Source organism: Synergistaceae bacterium, from assembly GCA_017443945.1.
Classification (GTDB): Bacteria; Synergistota; Synergistia; order Synergistales; family Aminobacteriaceae; genus JAFUXM01.
Window position 1 is genome coordinate 1 of the sequence record JAFSXS010000010.1, and the last position, 18,429, is coordinate 18,429.

19 protein-coding genes are annotated in these 18,429 nt (G+C 40.7%); 11 read left to right on the top strand and 8 right to left on the bottom strand.

The features are described from left to right. Window positions 1-99: 99 nt before the first annotated feature. The 6 genes from IJT21_01075 (at window position 100) to ruvX (ending at window position 6,964) form a co-directional block, all read left to right on the top strand. Window positions 100-1,356: a hypothetical protein gene (locus IJT21_01075; GenBank protein ID MBQ7576837.1), complete on the top strand. Its 1,257-nt coding sequence runs from the start codon at window positions 100-102 to the stop codon at window positions 1,354-1,356. Between the two features lie 73 nt (window positions 1,357-1,429). Beyond that, entirely contained in the window at window positions 1,430-2,554 is a 1,125-nt protein-coding gene (gene dnaJ / locus IJT21_01080; protein ID MBQ7576838.1) for a molecular chaperone DnaJ, read from the top strand. A 14-nt stretch (window positions 2,555-2,568) separates the two neighbouring features. Continuing rightward, the gene (locus tag IJT21_01085; protein MBQ7576839.1) at window positions 2,569-3,375 is read left to right on the top strand and encodes a slipin family protein; all 807 of its coding nucleotides are present in this window, start codon (window positions 2,569-2,571) and stop codon (window positions 3,373-3,375) included. A 3-nt stretch (window positions 3,376-3,378) separates the two neighbouring features. Beyond that, on the top strand, window positions 3,379-6,024 hold the full coding sequence (alaS, locus tag IJT21_01090) for an alanine--tRNA ligase (protein ID MBQ7576840.1): 2,646 nt from the start codon (window positions 3,379-3,381) through the stop codon (window positions 6,022-6,024). 134 nt (window positions 6,025-6,158) lie between these two features. Then, window positions 6,159-6,560: an RNHCP domain-containing protein gene (locus IJT21_01095; GenBank protein MBQ7576841.1), complete on the top strand. Its 402-nt coding sequence runs from the start codon at window positions 6,159-6,161 to the stop codon at window positions 6,558-6,560. Beyond that, complete coding sequence (gene ruvX, locus IJT21_01100; GenBank protein MBQ7576842.1) at window positions 6,557-6,964, top strand: Holliday junction resolvase RuvX; 408 nt, start codon at window positions 6,557-6,559, stop codon at window positions 6,962-6,964. Before IJT21_01095 ends, ruvX begins: the two co-directional genes overlap by 4 nt. 43 nt (window positions 6,965-7,007) lie before the next feature. Here the strand turns inward: ruvX and IJT21_01105 are convergent, their stop codons facing one another. The 4 genes from IJT21_01105 to garD form a co-directional block, all read right to left on the bottom strand. Then, window positions 7,008-7,949: a class I SAM-dependent methyltransferase gene (locus IJT21_01105; protein MBQ7576843.1), complete on the bottom strand. Its 942-nt coding sequence runs from the start codon at window positions 7,947-7,949 to the stop codon at window positions 7,008-7,010. Between the two features lie 33 nt (window positions 7,950-7,982). Beyond that, window positions 7,983-8,402, bottom strand: a complete 420-nt coding sequence (locus IJT21_01110) for a PIN domain-containing protein (GenBank protein ID MBQ7576844.1) — start codon at window positions 8,400-8,402, stop codon at window positions 7,983-7,985. Continuing rightward, window positions 8,386-8,580, bottom strand: coding sequence for a hypothetical protein (locus IJT21_01115; GenBank protein ID MBQ7576845.1), 195 nt, complete (start codon window positions 8,578-8,580; stop codon window positions 8,386-8,388). Before IJT21_01115 ends, IJT21_01110 begins: the two co-directional genes overlap by 17 nt. Window positions 8,581-8,650: 70 nt before the next feature. After that, entirely contained in the window at window positions 8,651-10,162 is a 1,512-nt protein-coding gene (garD, locus tag IJT21_01120) for a galactarate dehydratase (protein MBQ7576846.1), read from the bottom strand. A 909-nt stretch (window positions 10,163-11,071) separates the two neighbouring features. Here garD and IJT21_01125 point away from each other — a divergent pair. Continuing rightward, the gene (locus tag IJT21_01125; protein MBQ7576847.1) at window positions 11,072-11,224 is read left to right on the top strand and encodes a transposase; all 153 of its coding nucleotides are present in this window, start codon (window positions 11,072-11,074) and stop codon (window positions 11,222-11,224) included. 260 nt (window positions 11,225-11,484) lie between these two features. On the opposite strand, the gene IJT21_01130 is transcribed toward IJT21_01125, so the two are convergent. Then, a complete protein-coding gene (locus IJT21_01130; GenBank protein ID MBQ7576848.1) occupies window positions 11,485-12,549 on the bottom strand; it encodes a DUF362 domain-containing protein in 1,065 nt (354 codons plus the stop codon). Window positions 12,550-12,564: 15 nt separating this feature from the next. Then, window positions 12,565-13,824 carry a hypothetical protein gene (locus IJT21_01135; GenBank protein ID MBQ7576849.1) on the bottom strand — a complete coding sequence of 420 codons (1,260 nt, stop codon included), beginning with the start codon at window positions 13,822-13,824 and terminating at the stop codon, window positions 12,565-12,567. Window positions 13,825-13,915: 91 nt separating this feature from the next. Here IJT21_01135 and kduI point away from each other — a divergent pair, with 91 nt between their 5' ends. The 3 genes from kduI to IJT21_01150 all read left to right on the top strand — a co-directional run bounded on the left by kduI (window position 13,916) and on the right by IJT21_01150 (window position 16,144). Further along, complete coding sequence (gene kduI, locus IJT21_01140) at window positions 13,916-14,758, top strand: 5-dehydro-4-deoxy-D-glucuronate isomerase (protein ID MBQ7576850.1); 843 nt, start codon at window positions 13,916-13,918, stop codon at window positions 14,756-14,758. A 21-nt stretch (window positions 14,759-14,779) separates the two neighbouring features. Continuing rightward, window positions 14,780-15,538, top strand: coding sequence for a 2-dehydro-3-deoxy-D-gluconate 5-dehydrogenase KduD (gene kduD / locus IJT21_01145; protein ID MBQ7576851.1), 759 nt, complete (start codon window positions 14,780-14,782; stop codon window positions 15,536-15,538). A gap of 63 nt (window positions 15,539-15,601) precedes the next feature. Then, the gene (locus IJT21_01150) at window positions 15,602-16,144 is read left to right on the top strand and encodes a hypothetical protein (GenBank protein MBQ7576852.1); all 543 of its coding nucleotides are present in this window, start codon (window positions 15,602-15,604) and stop codon (window positions 16,142-16,144) included. A gap of 43 nt (window positions 16,145-16,187) precedes the next feature. Here the strand turns inward: IJT21_01150 and IJT21_01155 are convergent, their stop codons facing one another. Then, entirely contained in the window at window positions 16,188-16,949 is a 762-nt protein-coding gene (locus IJT21_01155) for a methyltransferase domain-containing protein (GenBank protein MBQ7576853.1), read from the bottom strand. Between the two features lie 186 nt (window positions 16,950-17,135). Here IJT21_01155 and IJT21_01160 point away from each other — a divergent pair, with 186 nt between their 5' ends. Next, a complete protein-coding gene (locus IJT21_01160; protein ID MBQ7576854.1) occupies window positions 17,136-17,987 on the top strand; it encodes an amidohydrolase family protein in 852 nt (283 codons plus the stop codon). A 5-nt stretch (window positions 17,988-17,992) separates the two neighbouring features. Here the strand turns inward: IJT21_01160 and IJT21_01165 are convergent, their stop codons facing one another. Next, the gene (locus IJT21_01165) at window positions 17,993-18,427 is read right to left on the bottom strand and encodes an acetolactate synthase (GenBank protein MBQ7576855.1); all 435 of its coding nucleotides are present in this window, start codon (window positions 18,425-18,427) and stop codon (window positions 17,993-17,995) included. Window positions 18,428-18,429: the final 2 nt, after the last annotated feature.

An 18,429-nucleotide genomic window follows, 5' to 3' on the forward strand; every position in this document is an offset into this window, starting at 1 on the left:
ACCCCGCTCGGCGGCTTTGCTCGTATATAATTTGTGAAAAATTTGCGATTATTATAGAATCAACGTGCAAAAATTTATTCACATAGGGAGGATTTATTAATGTTACGAAAAATTGCATTGTTTGTGTTAATGCTTATGATGTTTTGCTCGATTTCCTACGCAGAAGAAGCCCCCGCACCTCAGGCATTATTGACAGAATCAGCCGACACTACGGAAGATTTATCAGCGCGCGAAAATGCCGTCAGCCAGAAAGAAGAAGAACTTGCGAATCTTTCAGCAAAATTAGCAGACCGCGAAATAGCAATCTTACAGCGCGAAAAGGATTTAGCCTCGAAAACTGCAACGATTACAGCTAAAATGCGCGAAATTTCCGGAACATCAACACTTTTGCTAGGACGTGAGACTCAAGTCAATGAGCGCGAACAAGATTTAATGGCACGTGAAGCAAATTTAGCACGCAGGGAAATGGCATTTGCTCAGGAAAGCCAGAAATTTACAGATTCAACAGCAGCACTCGCCGCACGTGAAGCAGACCTGGCCGCACGAGAAAAAGCACTTGCAGACCGTGAAGCAGAATTAAACGCGAAAATTTCAGCAAAGGAAGCCGCCGATAAATTAACAGAACGCGAGTCAGCACTCACAAAACGCGAGTCAGAACTTGCCGCACGTGAAGAAGCCGAACGAAGACTCGCCGAACTTGAGAAAAAATTAAATGAACGCGAGAAAGCATTAAACGCGCGTGAAGAGTCTTTAACCGCACGAGAGAAAGCAGCAGCAGATCAGGAGAAAAAATTATCAGATCAAGCCGCTTCACTCGCAAACACTGAGTCTGAAATCGCAAAACGTGAGCAGGATTTATCAGCAAAAGAGTCAGACTTGGCCGCAAAGATTCAGAAATTAGAAGCCGACACTAACGCATTCACAGCAAGAGAGTCAGCACTTACAGCACAAGAGACCGCAACAACACTTAAAGCCGCTGAGTTGGCCGAACTTGAGAATTTAATTAAAGAGTTGCCCGCGTTCAACCCGAATAATTCAACGGAAGCATCAGTTATATTAACTTACAGGATTCCAGCCGAAAAACGCCGTGAATTAATCGCAATGCAGCGCGCAGCCTACGCAAAATATAACTCAAAGCAGATTACTAACGCATTCGGAGATTATGTCAAAGCAGTAGAAGCCGCCCCCGAAGCAAATTATCTCGCAGCATACTGGGCCGCATTATGTGCCGAAAGATTACGCAATAGACGTGATGACGCTATAACATGGGTAAATAAAGCTCTCGAAATTAATCCGGACTACAAGCCAGCACAGGAACTCAAAGCAAGACTCGAACGTTCCGGCAAAAAACGTTAAAATTTTGTGAGATTCTGCCCCTCTGTGAGTCAAAGGCAGGGGGGTATTTTTTTAGAAAGGTGTAATTATCTAGTTGGAAGACTTATATAAAATTTTAGAAATCGATCGCAATGCATCACAGGCTGATATTAAGAAGGCTTATCACAAATTAGTCAAGCAATATCATCCGGATTTACACCCAGGCGATAAAGATGTTGAAGACAAATTCAAGAAAATTAACGCCGCTTATACTGTTTTGAGCGATCCCGAAAAGCGCGCACGTTATGACCAGTTCGGGACGACTAATCCAAATTCTAACCCGTTTGGAGGTATGGGAGGCTTTGATTTCGGCGATTTGTTTGACATGTTCGGCGCAGGATTCGGCGGTTTTACGTCGAGACAGTCATATAACCCGAATGCAGCAAGACGCGGAAATGATATAGAAATGGTCGTTAGAGTGAGTCTCCTTGAGGCCTTCACGGGAGTTACACGCAATATCGACGTGATGAAGTCTGAACCCTGTCAGCACTGTAACGGAACAGGAGCCAAGCCCGGCACTAAACCGGAAACTTGCCCAAAATGTAAAGGAAGCGGCCAAGTCAGGCAGACACAGCAAAGTTTTTTCGGGCAGGTAATGACTGTTACAACGTGTCCGGATTGTCATGGAACAGGAAAAATTATCCGCGATAAGTGCGACGAATGCAGCGGAACAGGACGAATCCGCAAGAAAAAAACTCTTGAAGTTAAGATTCCCGCAGGCGTTGAACGCAATATGAGACTCAGAATCCCCGACGCTGGCGAGGCAGGTTTTAACGGGGGGCCGGCTGGAAGTCTGTATTTGATTATTGATGTAGAAGTCGATAAAAATTTTGAGCGCGATGGAGCAGATTTACATACAAGTTTAGTGCTGACTTATCCGCAGGCGGTCTTAGGCACTGAAGCAGAAATAAAGACTCTTGACGGGACAACAGCAAAAATTTCTGTTCCTCCGGGGACGACTCACGGGCAAATTCTCAAGCTCAAGGGCAAGGGTATGCCGAGAGTCAATGCACCCTTGAAGACAAACGGAGATTTATACGCACATGTATTTATTGACGTTCCTACAAAGTTGACGGACAAGCAGAAAGAATTAATAAAATCTCTTGCTGACGAAATGAAGACTCCAGTTGGAGTTGGTGAGCAGGGATTCTTTGACAAATTCAAAAATTTATTCAAATAAGGAGAGATTCATAAATGGTGATTGATATTAGTGATTTAAGCTCGATAATTTCAGGAATCGGAAGCGCATTTGTTGTAATATTTATATTGTTGATTGTGCTTTCTATGGCTGTGCGTGTGGTGCCTGAATACCGCCGTATAGTTTTATTCAGACTTGGCCGTCTCGTTGGCAGCAGAGGCCCCGGAATAGTTTTCATTATGCCGTTTCTCGATAAGGCAGTAAGCGTTGATTTGCGAATATTGACTCTTGATGTACCAGTTCAGGAAGTAATCACAAAGGATAATGTAGCAATCAAAGTTAATGCAGTTGTATATTTCAGAGTGCTTGACCCCGCAAAATCAGTCGTCGAGGTAGAAAATTATATTGTCGCAACAAGTCAATTAGCGCAGACAACTTTAAGATCTGTAGTAGGTTCTGTAGAGCTTGACGAGGTTTTATCATCGCGCGAAAAAATTAATCAGGAACTGCAGAAAATTATCGATGAACGCACAGACCCATGGGGAATTAAAGTAAGTGCCGTAGAAGTCAAAGAGTTAGAGTTACCTGAAGGAATGAAACGCGCAATGGCACGCCAGGCCGAAGCAGAACGTGAACGCCGCGCAAAAATTATCGCAGCAGAAGGAGAATTACAGGCAGCAGAAAAACTTTCTCAGGCAGCTCATCAAATGGAGTCATCCCCGATTACTTTGCAGTTAAGATATTTGCAGACGATTCGCGAAATTTCAGGAGAACGCAACACAACTACATTTTTCCCGATTCCTGTAGATTTGCTGAAGCCATTTGTTGACAAATTAACGAGTCTTAACAAGTCAGGAGAATAAATCATGAAATATCGTACAGCTAAAGAACTTCGGGAAATGTTCATTAAATTTTGGGAGGAGAAGGGCTCTAAGCATTTGCCGAGTTTCTCACTTGTTCCGGAAGATCCTTCATTGTTATTTACTATTGCGGGAATGGTGCCGCTGAAACCCTATTATTTAGGAATAAAGCAGCCCGAATATCCCAGAGTCGTAACGAGTCAAAAATGTGTACGCACAAACGATATAGAAAACGTCGGACGAACAGCAAGACATCACACATTTTTTGAGATGCTCGGTAATTTCTCGTGGGGAAGTTATTTCAAGCATGAGGCTATCACATGGGCGTGGGAATTTCTGACGGAGCGAATCGGCTTAGACCCTGAAAGATTATACGCCACTATTTATAAGGATGACGACGAGGCATTTAACGTGTGGCATAATGTAGTCGGACTTCCTGAGAATAAAATTTACAGATTCGGCCAAGACGATAATTACTGGTTCATGGGTGAGACTGGCCCGTGCGGACCTTGCAGCGAAATTTATTACGACAGGGGCGCAAAATATTCGTGCGGTAAAGAAACTTGCGGAGTCGGCTGCGATTGTGATAGATACATGGAAATTTGGAATCTCGTATTTACACAGTTTGACAGACAGAAAGATGGGAGCCTGCCTTTACTGCCTCACAAAAATATTGATACAGGAATGGGACTCGAAAGACTCGCTTCAGTTGTTCAGGAGGTCGACACTGATTACGAGACGGATTTATTTACGCCCCTGATTGATTATACTTGTAAGCGTGCAGGGATTAAATACGGCGATAACGAGTTTAACGACATGGCCGCGCGTGTAATTTCGGATCACATAAGGAGCGTTGCGTTTATGCTTGCTGATGGTGTACTGCCTTCAAATGACGGCCCCGGCTATGTGCTGCGAAGACTTTTGCGGCGTGCTGTCAGATTCGGGAAGCTCCTAAACTTTGACGGTTTATTTATTTGCGAGTACCTGCCGATTTTGATAAACATTATGGGAGATCCTTACAACGAATTAATCACGCAAAGACCTGTTATCGAACAAATTATTAATCTTGAGGAAGAAAAATTTAACAAAACTTTGCGTCAGGGCACAGAATTATTTGACTCAGAGATCGCGAGCTTAAAATCTCAAGGCGTGAACGAGATTCCCGGCCAAGTTATATTTACGTTGTATGACACTTACGGATTCCCGCCGGAATTGACTCGCGAAATGGCAGGTGAACAAGGCTTTACACTCGATGAAGACGGCTTTAAATCTGCAATGAACGAGCAACGGGAACGCGCAAGAGCCTCAAGCAAACAGAAAAAAAGCGCATTAGCAGGAGACATTTACACGGAAATAGAGAATGAATCAGGAGCTACAAATTTTACGGGCTATGAACGAGTAACGGACTCTGCTAAAATTTTAGCGTTGATTACACCTGAAGGCCGAGTCGAAAAAATTACAAGTCCATGCGAATTTGAAATAGTGCTTGACTCTACTCCGTTCTATGCTGAAAGAGGCGGAGAAGTCGGCGACACAGGCGAAATAAAAACGGGTTCAAGCGTTCTCAAAGTCTTAAACACTGTCCCGCACGGAAAAATTATCGTTCATTCCGTAAAACTTGAGTCCGACGGCGAAATCAAAACCGGTGATGAAGTATTATGCTTTGTCGATGACTCTAGACGCAGTGAAATCAGGCGCAATCATACAGCGACTCATTTATTGCATGAGGCATTAGCGCAGGTTCTCGGCCGTCATGTCAGGCAGGCAGGCTCGCTAGTGAACGATAAATTTTTGAGATTCGATTTTACTCATCATTCGCCCGTAACTGAATCTGAAATTATCGAGACCGAGAAAATTATCAATCAGCAAATTTTGAATAATACCGAGCTTGAAATTTCTGAACACACGAAAGAAGAAGCTCAATCACTCGGAGCAAAGGCACTCTTTGAGGAAAAATACGGCGATATTGTAAGAATCGTAAATGTTCCGGGATTCTCAATGGAATTATGCGGGGGCTTGCACGTCAAACGAACGGGCGATATAGGCAGCTTCAAAATTTTGCGTGAAGAGAGTATCGGCTCAGGCACACGGCGAATTTTAGCTACAACCGGAATGAATGTATTATTCTTAATGCAGAAATTATTTGCGCTGAGAAATTCAATGACTGCTTTATTATCTACCGACGAGGACAATTTAAACGAGAAGGCCCGCGCACTTGTTGACGAATTAAAAACTATGAAGAGTCAGATTCAGGCTGCAAAATTGCGTGAACTGCTCGATAACTCCGAGAAATTTTTAGAACGTGAAGAACTTAACGGGGTATTGCTTCAAGTCGGAAGATTTATTGATATTCCTGCTAATATGCTGCGTGATATAGGCGATAAAGCGCGTGCAAGACCAGAGGCAAATATTGTAGTCCTTGCGTCAATAAATAGTGATGACAAATCGTGTCAAATTATCGCAATGGCGGACGATAAAGCAGTGAATCTCGGCATTAACGCGGGAAATCTCATAAAAGAGGCTTGCTCAGTGTTAGGCGGTAAGGGCGGCGGACGTAAGAATCTCGCACAAGGCGGCGGCAAAGACGGCGGAAAATTAGAGTCGGCTTTAAAGCGTGTACGTGAACTCGTCGAGAATCAATTAAATAATTAAACAAGGAGATTTGCATTTATGACTCACGGCAAATTGTTAATAAAGATTGCTTCAGGCTGGGAGGTCTGGAGCAGATAAAGTTTTCAGAACCTCCGAGAGAAAAATTTTACTCAATCTTTAAGGAGGTTTGTAAATTGAATAGGGAACACAAGAGAAAATCTCTTGAAAAAGGTTATTACAAGACTCACGCGTGCAATGAGGGCTTTACGTGCAAATTATGCGGCTGGAAAGTTAATCCGCCATTATTCGGCGAAAATCACCGCAATCACTGTAATAATTGTCTCTCAAGCCTTCATTTAGACAACGAACCAGGAGATCGCGAATCAGACTGCGGCGGCATAATGGAACCAATAAGCGTGTGGGTCAGGAAAAACGGAGAATGGGCAATAATTCACCGCTGTAAAATTTGCGGGCATTTGAGCGTTAATCACGTTGCGCCGGACGATAACCCCGTAAAATTAATTTCTATAGCAATGAAGCCTATAGCCTGTCCTCCGTTCCCAGTTGAAAGAATAGAGGAGCTTTTAAGAAGTTGAGCAGAGTATTAGCACTTGATATCGGCAGCGTAAGAATCGGTGCGGCAGTTTCTGACCCTTCACGTATAATCGCACAGGGACTCGGAGTGTGGCAAATTGACTCGTGGCGTGAAGAGCTTGACTCTTGCGTGAAAAAATTTAATCCTGCTGTAATAGTTCTTGGCCTCCCATTACGAACAGACGGCAAAAAAAGCGAGGCAGCAGAAAGAGTCTTAACCCTTCAAGAGTCGTTAAAGGCTGATTATCCCGAAATAGAATTTATCACGTGGGACGAGAGATTTACTACTGTTATTGCGCAAAAAATGTTAATTGACGCTGATATTTCACGCAGACAAAGGCGCAAAACGGTTGACAAAATTGCGGCGGTATTGATTCTTGAAAGCTGGTTAGAGGCAAATAAATAAATTAATCCCCTCTCATGCAGCACAAACGGGAGGGGAAATTTTTTTATAACCTGAATAACATTGATAAAATAGTCCAATGTCCTAAAGCAAAATTTTCTATATTTTCTTGAACGTCAATTACTCTAAAGCCGCTTTTTTCTGCCATAGTGCTAATTGATTCCGGTGTGAAAAAGTTTATATGCTCTCCCATAGGCATAGGAGGATACTTTTTCATCTTTAAATAATGCTTAACAAGCCGCCATATACTGAAATCAGGATTGAACAACAGAGATATATTTTTCCTGATTGAATATTTATCAGCTTTATGCGTAAAGGGGTTCTCGCTGGGAACTTCGATATAAAAAATTGTGTCCGGCTGCGCAATTTGTCTGAAATTCTGCATCATGCTTAGGGGCTGCGTTAAATGCTCAAAAACGTGATTACACATTACGAAATCAAATTTATAATTCTTGAGGTCGTCAAAATTTGCGATTCTCTCGACGCCTTTAATAGTCGGAATGCTGGAAATATCGAATACATATTTTGCTTCTGTGCCTATTTTATCAATAAAAGTTTTTCCCTCATTGCCGCCATAATCAAGAGCAATTTTTATTTCCCGGTGAATGTTCTGCGAGATTATCTGCTCGATTATTTTTTGCTGCTCATGCAGAGATTTAAAACTGGAATTAAGCGCATCATTTACTTTTTTTGTATACCAGCATTCATAACGTTCCCGCTGTTTTTGATAAATTTCGTCCCTGTAATTATGATAGAGACGATTAATTTCTTCGTCTGACATTCTGTAATCGTAAAATGCAAATGTGCAGTCTTTGCAATAACATAAATTTATGGGATAATTACTGCCGGGCTTAAAATCGTCAGTTATTCGCGACATTACAAAATCGCTGACAATTGTTTTGCGTTTTTCTAAATTTTTGCCATTGCAGACAGGACAAGAGTCAGTGATGAGTGATGAGTGATGAGTGATTATAGCGTTTTCATTCATGTGTGTCAACTCCCTAATAAAAAATTTTATATATTATATTACAAATATATTTGTGAAATAGTCTTCGGGTGTAACTGCCTGCACTTTACTGCCCTGAAAGTCTTTAACATTCCGAGTTATTATATAATTTGCGTTAATTCTTGAGGCAATTGCACTCTGTACAGCATCTTCAAAGTCGCGCCATTTCATATTTGCTGCTGTAGTTAAATCTTGTAAAGTCAAATCTGCCACTCTGAAAACTTTAGAGACTCTTGCTAAAAGGACATCAATTTTGTCATAAGTTATTTCTTTACGCATAATATAAACTATGTCTGCAATAGTAAGCGCAGATATATAACCGATTATATTATGACCGTTAGCACAAAAATCCCAAACATTATTTGAATAATTGTAATGAGGCTGTCTTTCCTGCAAAACATCAAGCAAGACATTATCATCAACGAGTACGATCATATCTCGCCCTCAATGCTTCCATTTTTACTTCATCAAGACTGTAATCACCCTTGATAATTCCTGTTAAGCTCTTGATAATTTCTTTAATTTCAGGATCAATACCTTTACTGACAATTTCCCCAATGCGCTTTGCATGTTGTTCTGCAGTTTCTCCCGGCAATCTCTTTATTCCCGGCATAAATATAACCCTCCCCAAAATTTTTATGACTCTCCCTCACTAAACCAGCAAGGGAGAATCAAATTATACACTACGTTATAGGCGCAGGATTGAATATACACAAAAAATTATGCAGCCCGTATTGTTCTGTGTAAGGCTTCTTTGTTCCGCTTGCAACGTCGACTATGAAATTAAATAATTCCGTCCCGACCTCTTGAATCGTTTTCTCGCCCGTAACAACTGCACCCGCGCTGATGTCAATTACGTCTGGCCATTGTTCCTTCATTTCATTACGTGAGCAGACTTTTATAACAGGAGCAGCCGCTAACCCGTATGGAGTCCCCCGTCCCGTCATGAAAACTTGTAATCCGATACCGCTAGCTAATTGACACGGGCCGCAGACCATATCACTCGCAGGTGTCGCCGCGTAAATCATTCCGTGTTTTGTTGGACGTTCAGCAGGTGATAATACTTCAACAATTGGCGATGTCCCGCTTTTTGCGATTGATCCCATAGCTTTCTCTACTATGTTGCTGAGACCGCCTTTTTTGTTGCCCGGTGCAGGGTTTGCGCTTCTGTCGACCTCTCCGGCAGCAAGATAATTATCATACCAGCGCATTTCTTCAGCGAGTTTATCTCTTACTTCTGAACTTATGCAGCGTTCAGCAATAAAATTAACTCCGTCCCTAACTTCTGTAACTTCACTGAACATGACAGTTGCACCAGCTTGCACTAACATATCAGCCGCATAACCCGCGCTAGGATTAGCACTCACTCCGGAAAAAGCGTCACTACCTCCGCACTGCATTCCGACTAATAAATCACTTAAGGGCAGCTCTTCACGCCGTCTCTTGTCTAAAACCTGCAATTTTTTCTCGGCCATGTTAAGAATCGCGTTAATCATAGCGTCAAAGCCTTTGCAGTCCTGTAAAACTATAACATTTTCAGGAGTATTTAATTCCGGTTCAATTAATTTATCGACGGTCAATTTTTCGCAGCCTAACGAGACAACCATTAACTCACCGCCAAAATTCGGATGTTTCGCAATATTTTGCAGCGCCCTAATAGGAAATTTCGCAAACGGTGCATTAATAGCAACTCCGCAGCCGTAAGCATGATTTATCGCAACTACATCATCAACATTTTTATATTTCGGCAAGATTTCGCGCTTGATTCTCTCGACTGCAACATTTAAGACTCCTTGCACACACTGCACAGTAGTCTGAATGCCTAAAATATTTCGAGTCCCTGCATAAAAGCCGTCTCGACTCTTGTAGCCTATGAAAGTTTTGCGGGGTGCAACGGGTAAATCTTTCACGATATTAACTCCATAGGGCATATTATCAAGTGAAGGAGAAACAGGAAGCCTCAACATATGCTCATTAATCCATGAACCGCGCTTAATTTCATCAAGTGCATAACCCAGCACAACGCCATATCTTATAATTTCGCCGTCTTTGGGAATATCAACAAGTGCAAATTTATGAGCCTGCGGAATATCATCACGCAAAATTATTCCCGGCATTATTTCAGTGCCTTTGTTAACGTCATGAGTTACGACTGCAACATTATCGCGTTCAGTTATTTTCACGTAATCACGCAATTTTTTTACCCCCTTTTATTTATGGATAAGGTTATTTTACAGCAGAAATTATTTCTGACTCAATAATATTTGTCTCGCACTCAAGTTTATAAGACTCGAATCTTTGAGCGTTTGACTCAATTACTAGATAGTGTGTTCAAAGTATCTTAAGGCACATTAAATTTGTACTGATGTTAAATATCGCGTCGCAATACCTCGCCAACGTTTCAGCTCTAAAAATGTATTATTTATTATAATAATTCGGACTGGCATTCCAAATGAATCTTGTTGAGCCTCCTTTTGTGCAGTCTATGTCCTGATTGCCTCCTGCTGCGTAGTGATGTACTTTTACATAAAAGTCTTTCGAAAACGTGCATTTATAATTACGGGCGGGGAAAAAGGCTCGGCAAAAACGCGATAAAAAAACGGGGTGCACACATACAACAAATATTCAAGTTTTAACTCAACAAAAATATTTTGTCATAGCTTCCCGAAAATGTTTATAGAAAGCGCCTATCATAAGCTATCCAAAGTCAGAATCTTTCTTCACAATCTCAAAAAGTTTGCCCAAATTCCCGTATAAAACGACGGTGCGTATTGTTATGATCTCCATATTTCCGGTTCTACATGGTGCACCAGTTCGCAATATCCAACGATTATCTTTCGCCGTACGACTGCCAAATTGGAAGTAAATTGAAGTGTGTCTGTACACTGTTTTTTTTGAGCCAATAGCAGAAATATTCTATAGGATTAAGCTCAGGTGAATAAGGCGGCATTGCGTCGTTTTTTCCTGTGAAATGAAGCACTATCTAAGAACCTGTTTTCACATGGGAAAGAGAATTAAATATAAATAATGAAAATTTATCCAAAGTGATTTAACAGATAGACAGAGGAAAAAATAGACCCTTTCTACACAAAAATACGAGAGTATTGACTAATGCAGTTTTTTACGTTTTAGAAACCGGCTGTCAATGGGGACAACTTCCACATGATTTTTCCGCGTATCAGATAGTTTATAGTTTTTTCCGTCGTGCGAAAGTAACCGATTTATGGGAAAAGATTATGCAATATACTGTGATGTAAACAAGAATACGTATGCAGTAATAGATTCCCAAAGTGTTAAAACAGTAAGAGACGTAGAATAGGTAGGTTATGACGGTCATAAAAAAATTAACGCCAAATATTAGAAAATTTTGTAGTGTTTTACAATAATTACATCAAAAAAGGGACTCGCCTCCCAACAAAAAAACAGATATCCAGACATGAAATTTTTGCACCGGGTTAAATTATTATTGAAGGAAACTTTTTTAACCGGCAATAAATGCATCAATGAAGGCGAGTAGTTAAAAACTTTCTGCAATATCTTTCGCACTTGGGGGACAGCCTTTCACGCAATTTTTTGCACCCGAACAACAAACGCCGACTCCTAGCGCATTATCAGGAATATTTTTATTTTTCCAGCCCTGACCAATATAAATATTTTTGCTCATTCCGCGCGAATTAACGTATAAAGCTCTCACTAATGCAGCATAACAAGCACTACACGCCGAATCTTCATGAACATTTTTTATCAGACCTGCGACTCTTCCTGATGGACGTGGATATTTTCCGGCATCGTCGGGATCGTTGAGGTTAATAATTTCTGACTCGTTAAAATCTATTTCGCCCGCTCCGTAGTCATAAGCAAGTTTTATATATTTCACTTGATTCAAATCGAGTCCCATTAAGTTAGCACCATACGAGTCAATTTTTACAGGATCAGTGCCGAGAAAGATTCTATTTGTCTGCACAGGATTCCCGCCCTCCTCAAAATTTAAATCGCCGCAAATACTATCGACTATGATTAAACCAGTTTTCAAAGCTGCGCCTAATGCTGCAATAGGTTTTGTTAATCCCAGCGAGTGAAAGCGCCTTTTTTCTTTGTCAGGGAGACAACCTTTTAAATTTTTCAGCGCACAAGTCATAACAGTTTGGCAATGACCCTTCAAAACAGGAAGATTAACGAGCAGTCCCGCACTAAGAGCACGCACGCAAATATCAATAGGGCCGATTTGAGTATTAATTTTTCTCGTTGAGTCATGCTTTAAATCATAGAACGGGACATTATATTTTTCGCAAATTTTGTCATAACCGGCGCGCTTCATTGCTCGATTTGTGTCATCACCTACCCAGCTGCCCTCGATAATGCTTATATCTTTTACGCCGTTTGCCCTGAAATATTCTATGCAGCCCGATAAAATTCCTGCGTGAGTTGTTGCTCCGTTGTCGGGGTGTCCTGCTACGACGAGATTAGGTTTTAACGCGACATTGCCTCCGGTTGGAACGAGATTAATTGCATTCGACGACTCTAATAATTTAACTGTCATTGAGTGAGAGTCTGTGCCGTAAATATTATAAATTTTGCTCATAAATATTCATCTCCATTAAATGTAAGCTAAAGCAAATGACCATACAGTAAAGGATCCTGCACCCTGTCCAGCTAAAAACGTTTCAAATAGTGCCCTGTACATAGAAGCTATTATCATAGAACCTACGAGCATTTGTACCTTTGTCATGTGCGCAACATTCTTGAAGTAAGCAAACGTTAAGTAAAATACTGCTGTGAAAATAAAGATTCCTCCTATTATGCCGGTGCTTACAATTGTAGTGAGATAAAAAGAGTCAAAGAAACCAAACGGCCCCAACCCTACGAACCAATCATAAAGAGTCATTCTTGCTAATAGCGGAGAAGTATAATTTACAGCTCTGTTGCTTAATTCGTAAACTTGCTCCCAGTCAACATAAATTATAAGCAGCACAACAGCTATTATCATAGAATAAATCATCAAGACTCTAGCGTTTACATGTATTCCGTTGTAATATTTGAGAGTAAAATATGTAATCCAGAAACCTATTATTCCCGTTATTGCAGCTCTCGAACCAGTAGACAAAAGCACAATTATTACTACGATACACAAAATTTTTGAATACAAATATGTGAGATTCCATTTATTATGGCCAGCTTCCAAAACAAGTTCCCGATATACAGCAAAGGCCATCAGAAAATGAAACGCGTTTCCGCCGGCTGTATTGAAATGTCCCATTCCGAAAGCAAAACGATAACGCCCTGCATTACCGAGAACATTTGCAAGCGAACTCAAGAACGCAAATCCGTCAAAATATGTGATATACATCATTAATATTGCTGTGCCGTGAGTAATAACTATATGTTTTATTACATGTTCTTCAAGGTGATAGGCTTTCATTATTCTGGCTGTAAAAAATAGGTTGCAATAAAATGCTAGTATTGACAAATATTCTCTATCTGCATTAGTGCGGGCACCTATAGCCGTTAAATTCAGCATGAGCGCGAAAATCTGCCAGAACATAAATAACGTTATCCCGATAATAAAAACGTTTACGGCCTTGTTGTGAAATATTTTGCGTCTTATAGTTAAATTTATTGTTCCCGTAATACCCCAATGCATGACAGCAGTATAAAATTTTGCTTCCAATAGTGCCTGAGGCGATATGAATCCCGGCTCCGACGCGTATTGAAGAATATATTTGACAAAGAAAAATATAAATGATGACACAAGAAAAATCTCGATCTTGAATTTCTTGCTAGTTATGATAAAAAATATCGTCTTGTATAAATCTATAATATAATCTTTTATATTTACGGCAACAGCTTTATTATTCATGTTTCGTTAATTTATCTCCCTTAATTTGTGCTTGATATTATGATAACATAATCTGTGCTAAAAAATTTTTTACAGGAGGCAAATTTAAAATATGGACATTCGTTATTCGTGCAGCCCCAATGACGTTAAGCGCTACACAACAGAAGAGCTGCGCAAAGAGTTCTTAATCGAAAATCTTTACACGCCCGACAAGGTAAACGCCGTTTACAGCCACGTTGATAGAATGGTTACTCTTGGTTGTATGCCGGTGAGCAAAAAACTTTCTATTGATGACGGTATTGACGTATGGAAAAATTTCGGGACTCATTATTTCCTCGAACGCCGCGAGATCGGAATATTCAATTTAGGCGGTGCAGGCAAAATCGAGGCTGACGGGACAAATTACGAACTCGGCTATAAAGACTGCTTATACATCACTAAGGGAACAGAAAAAGTTTATTTCTCAAGCGATGACGCAAATAACCCCGCAAAATTTTATATGGTCTCTGCTCCTGCTCACACAAGTTACGAGACGAAATTAATAAAAATTGCTGATGCCGCAAAACGTCCGCTCGGTGATCCTGCAACATCAAACAAGCGCGTAATCAATCAATTTATACATCCTGACGTGCTCAAAACCTGCCAGCTTTCAATGGGTCTTACACAATTAGAGTCCGGAAGCGTTTGGAACACAATGCCAGCTCACACTCACGAGCGCAGAATGGAAATTTATACATATTTCGAGATTCCCGATGACAACGTAGTATTTCACTTCATGGGACAAGGCAGCGAAACAAGGCACATAGTTATGAAAAATTTTGACGCTGTAATATCGCCTTCCTGGTCAATTCATTCCGGAGCAGGCACAGCAAGTTACACATTTATTTGGGCAATGGGCGGAGAAAATCAAGAGTTCGACGACATGGACGTAATTAAGCCCACTGACATGAGATAATTTATATGAGGTGAAAATTTTATTATGGCAAACTTATTTGATCTCAACGGTAAAATCGCATTAGTAACAGGCGCAAGAACAGGAATCGGACGCGGCATAGCAGAAGGTCTCGCAGAAGCAGGCTGTGATGTAGTCGGCGCAGGTCATGCAGCAATGCCGGAAACTGAAGAGTATATTAAATCTCTCGGACGAAAATTTTTGTATTACGACATCGACATGTCAAAGCAAGATAAGATTCAAGATTTAGTCGACACAACTGTAAAAACTTTCGGGAGACTCGATATTCTCGTAAATAATGCAGGAATTATAAGGCGCGAGGACGTTCTCGAATTTAGCGAAAAAAACTGGGATGACGTAATTAACACGAACCAGAAATCTTTATTTTTCCTGTCTCAGGCAGCAGCAAGAGTCATGAAATCTCAAGGCGGCGGCAAAATAATTAATATTGCATCAATGCTTTCATTTCAGGGCGGTATAAGAGTCGTCAGCTACACGGCCAGCAAAAGCGCAGTAGCAGGCATAACAAAATTAATGGCCAACGAACTGGCAAAATATAATATTCAGGTCAACGCAATAGCACCGGGGTATATCGCAACAAATAATACTGACGCGCTCATAAAGGATCCCAAACGCAGTGTAGAAATTTTGTCGAGAATCCCTGCTGACAGATGGGGAACTCCTGAAGATTTAAAGGGTGCTGCTGTATTTCTTGCGTCGCAGGCTTCAAATTATGTGAACGGCCATATTTTAGCGGTCGACGGAGGCTGGCTCGCGAGATAATAAATTTTTTCCCGATATTAACTGCTACAATATACATGCAGATTTTAAAGGAGGGAAAATATCATGACAACGATTTTAATTATTTGCGCGTTCGTAATATTATTTGCAGGATGTAACAAAGCATTTGCCGACGAAGATTATTCAAAGGATATTGCAGAAGAAATTCGTAATTTCATGATATTGGATGATTGGCACTTCAGCTTTGATGATGAGCAGGGGATATTAAGATTCGGCGTGAACATAGGCGGGAAGATGAAAAATATTAATTACTACTTGCAAATTCACGAAGATTCTTTCACGGTTTATGCGATCTCACCCATAAGCGCGGACTCTGATAATCCTTTAGCGATTGCAGCAATGGCAGAATTTATTTGCAGAGCTAACTACGGACTCAGGAACGGAAATTTTGAGCTTGACTGCCGGGACGGTGAAATCCGTTATAAGATTCACACGAATTGCAGCGATATAACCCCTTCACGAGAAATAGTGCGTGCAAGTATAGTTATTCCTGCGATGATGTTCGAAAAGTATTCGCCGGGGATTCTTGATTTAATATTTACTGACGCTAAACCTGAAGACGCGGTTAAAAAATGTGAGGCCAGCTAATAAATATTATTATTGACTCCCAAATTACGCCGGGAGTCATTTTTTATTCTTTTACAGCTCTGACTCTGAGTCTTACATAATCAGCGAACCATTCTCCGCCGTGATACAATCTTATGTCATTGCGCAAGTTATTCACAGAATCTAATATAATTATTTCACGGTCAGACTCTTTCACGGACTTAAACGGGATATTCACGAACATTTTTATCCAGTTATACATGCCTTCGTCGGTGTCTAATTTCGTGGGTCTGTCGAATAAAATTGCGAATCTCACTGTAAATCCGGCATTCTCTAATAACGACGCATACTCGCCAATAGTCGGAAAATAGAACGGCATAACGTATTTATAACCGTGAGCAGCAAAATTTTTCGCTAGTTCCTCATGAATGAGCCTGCAGCAACCATAACCGCCCATTTCAAAAACGAACTGTCCGCCGGATCTCAAAGCATTATATACGCACTTCATCATTAAGGGCTGCTTATATTTGTCTATCCAGTGAAGAACGGCATTAGAGAAAATTGCATCAACTTTCTCACTGAGCTTGAAATTAGCTGCGTCTGAGTGAATAAAATTTATGCCGGGATTGTTTGCGCGGGCTTGATTTAACATTTCTTCAGAAGCGTCAAGGCCGGTAACGTTAAAACCTTTTTCCGCAAGTGCCTTAGTGAGTGCTCCCGTCCCGCAGCCTAAATCAATAACGTTTTTGACTCCGTCGGGTTCTATTAAGTTCAAGACATCAGCACCATATTTGTACACGAACGAGAAGCCTTGTGAATATTTTTCTGTATTCCAATTTTGATTCATGATTTATGCCTCCTGTAATTTATTTATAGCACACTTACATAATTTCAGCTCAACACAATTAATTTACCGCGCGAAAGTGCATTTGCTATAATTCTAACTCAATGCAATAAATTTATCGCGTAAATATATTTTTCTACGCAGTAACTATAGCAGATAATGTTTCACGAAAGGAAAAATTTTTTATACATGAACATAATAGATTTTCACGTTCACACATTCCCGGAAAAAATTGCGGCTCGTGCGTTAGAGGCTCTATCAGGCAAGAGTCACACAAAATATTTCACTGACGGGACAATAAAATCTCTCGCGCATTCAATGTCAGAAGCAAAAATAAATATTTCAGTCTTACAGCCGGTCGCAACTAAGCCCGAACAAGTCAGCAAAATAAATGACTCCGCAATAATTCAGAATCAAGACACAAAAATTTTCTCATTCGGTGCAATTCATCCGGACTGCAAAAATATTAGTGAAGAGTTCGCAAAATTATCACGTTCAGGCGTTAAGGGAGTAAAGATTCATCCGGTTTATCAGGGAGTCAAAATTGATGATTCGCGATTTATAAAGATTCTTACACTCGCCGGAAAATTTAATTTGTGCGTAATGATCCATGCAGGTTTTGACATAGGTTTTGCGGGTAATGATAACGCACTGCCTTCACGAATTGCAAAAGCTCTTGACTTGGCCGAAAACGTGAGAGTCATTCTCGCTCACATGGGCGGCTGGCGGTGCTGGGAAGATTCCATAAAATTTTTTGCAGGACGTGAAAATGTTTATATCGACACAGCTTTTTCTCTGGGAGAATTTACGCCGAACGGAGATAATTTTTACACGAGTCAAGAACAGTGCAAAATGTTAGACGCTCAAAAATTTACGCAAATCATAAAAATTTTTGGTGCAGATCGTGTTATATTCGGAACTGACTCGCCGTGGAGCTCACAAATTCAATGCGTGAAAGATTTTAACTCGTTGAAATTAAGTGAGTCCGAGAAAAATTTAATTCTTTACAAGAACGCAGCAAAGATTCTCGGACTCAGATAAAATTTTTATAACGCCGATAAAGTCTCCTGATTCATGATTCTGACTCCGGCATTCATAAGCGCATTAGAGGCCGACTCGTTGTCATTGACTCTGAATATCATATAGGCCGTCTCTGATGATTTATTGCCTAAAATCGCGTACATGTATTCGACGTTGATATTAACGCCCTGCAAAATTTCCAGAACCTTATTTAATCCGCCGGGGACGTTCGGAACCTCAACGGCTATAACGTCTGTAATGCTCGCGATAAATCCTGAAGTCTTCAATACATTTGCTGTGCCGTAAACATCGTCAACAATGAGTCTTACGATTCCAAAGTCGCTGGTCTCCGCAAGTGAAAGCCCGCGCATATCGATATTATTATCTGCAAGAGCCTTTGTCATCTCATGAAGACAGCCCGGCCTATTTTCGAGAAAAACAGAAATTTGTTTTACGCTCATAA

Excerpts from the sequence above, each read along its gene's own strand:
- IJT21_01085 (MBQ7576839.1), top strand. The coding sequence starts at position 2,569 with ATGGTGATTGATATTAGTGATTTAAGCTCGATAATTTCAGGAATCGGA.
- IJT21_01130 (MBQ7576848.1), bottom strand. The coding sequence starts at position 12,549 with ATGAGCAAAATTTATAATATTTACGGCACAGACTCTCACTCAATGACA.
- IJT21_01155 (MBQ7576853.1), bottom strand. The coding sequence starts at position 16,949 with ATGAATCAAAATTGGAATACAGAAAAATATTCACAAGGCTTCTCGTTC.
- IJT21_01160 (MBQ7576854.1), top strand. The coding sequence starts at position 17,136 with ATGAACATAATAGATTTTCACGTTCACACATTCCCGGAAAAAATTGCG.
- IJT21_01105 (MBQ7576843.1), bottom strand. The coding sequence starts at position 7,949 with ATGAATGAAAACGCTATAATCACTCATCACTCATCACTCATCACTGAC.
- IJT21_01165 (MBQ7576855.1), bottom strand. The coding sequence starts at position 18,427 with ATGAGCGTAAAACAAATTTCTGTTTTTCTCGAAAATAGGCCGGGCTGT.
- IJT21_01150 (MBQ7576852.1), top strand. The coding sequence starts at position 15,602 with ATGACAACGATTTTAATTATTTGCGCGTTCGTAATATTATTTGCAGGA.
- alaS (MBQ7576840.1), top strand. The coding sequence starts at position 3,379 with ATGAAATATCGTACAGCTAAAGAACTTCGGGAAATGTTCATTAAATTT.
- IJT21_01115 (MBQ7576845.1), bottom strand. The coding sequence starts at position 8,580 with ATGCCGGGAATAAAGAGATTGCCGGGAGAAACTGCAGAACAACATGCA.
- IJT21_01075 (MBQ7576837.1), top strand. The coding sequence starts at position 100 with ATGTTACGAAAAATTGCATTGTTTGTGTTAATGCTTATGATGTTTTGC.
- IJT21_01135 (MBQ7576849.1), bottom strand. The coding sequence starts at position 13,824 with ATGAATAATAAAGCTGTTGCCGTAAATATAAAAGATTATATTATAGAT.
- kduI (MBQ7576850.1), top strand. The coding sequence starts at position 13,916 with ATGGACATTCGTTATTCGTGCAGCCCCAATGACGTTAAGCGCTACACA.
- IJT21_01110 (MBQ7576844.1), bottom strand. The coding sequence starts at position 8,402 with ATGATCGTACTCGTTGATGATAATGTCTTGCTTGATGTTTTGCAGGAA.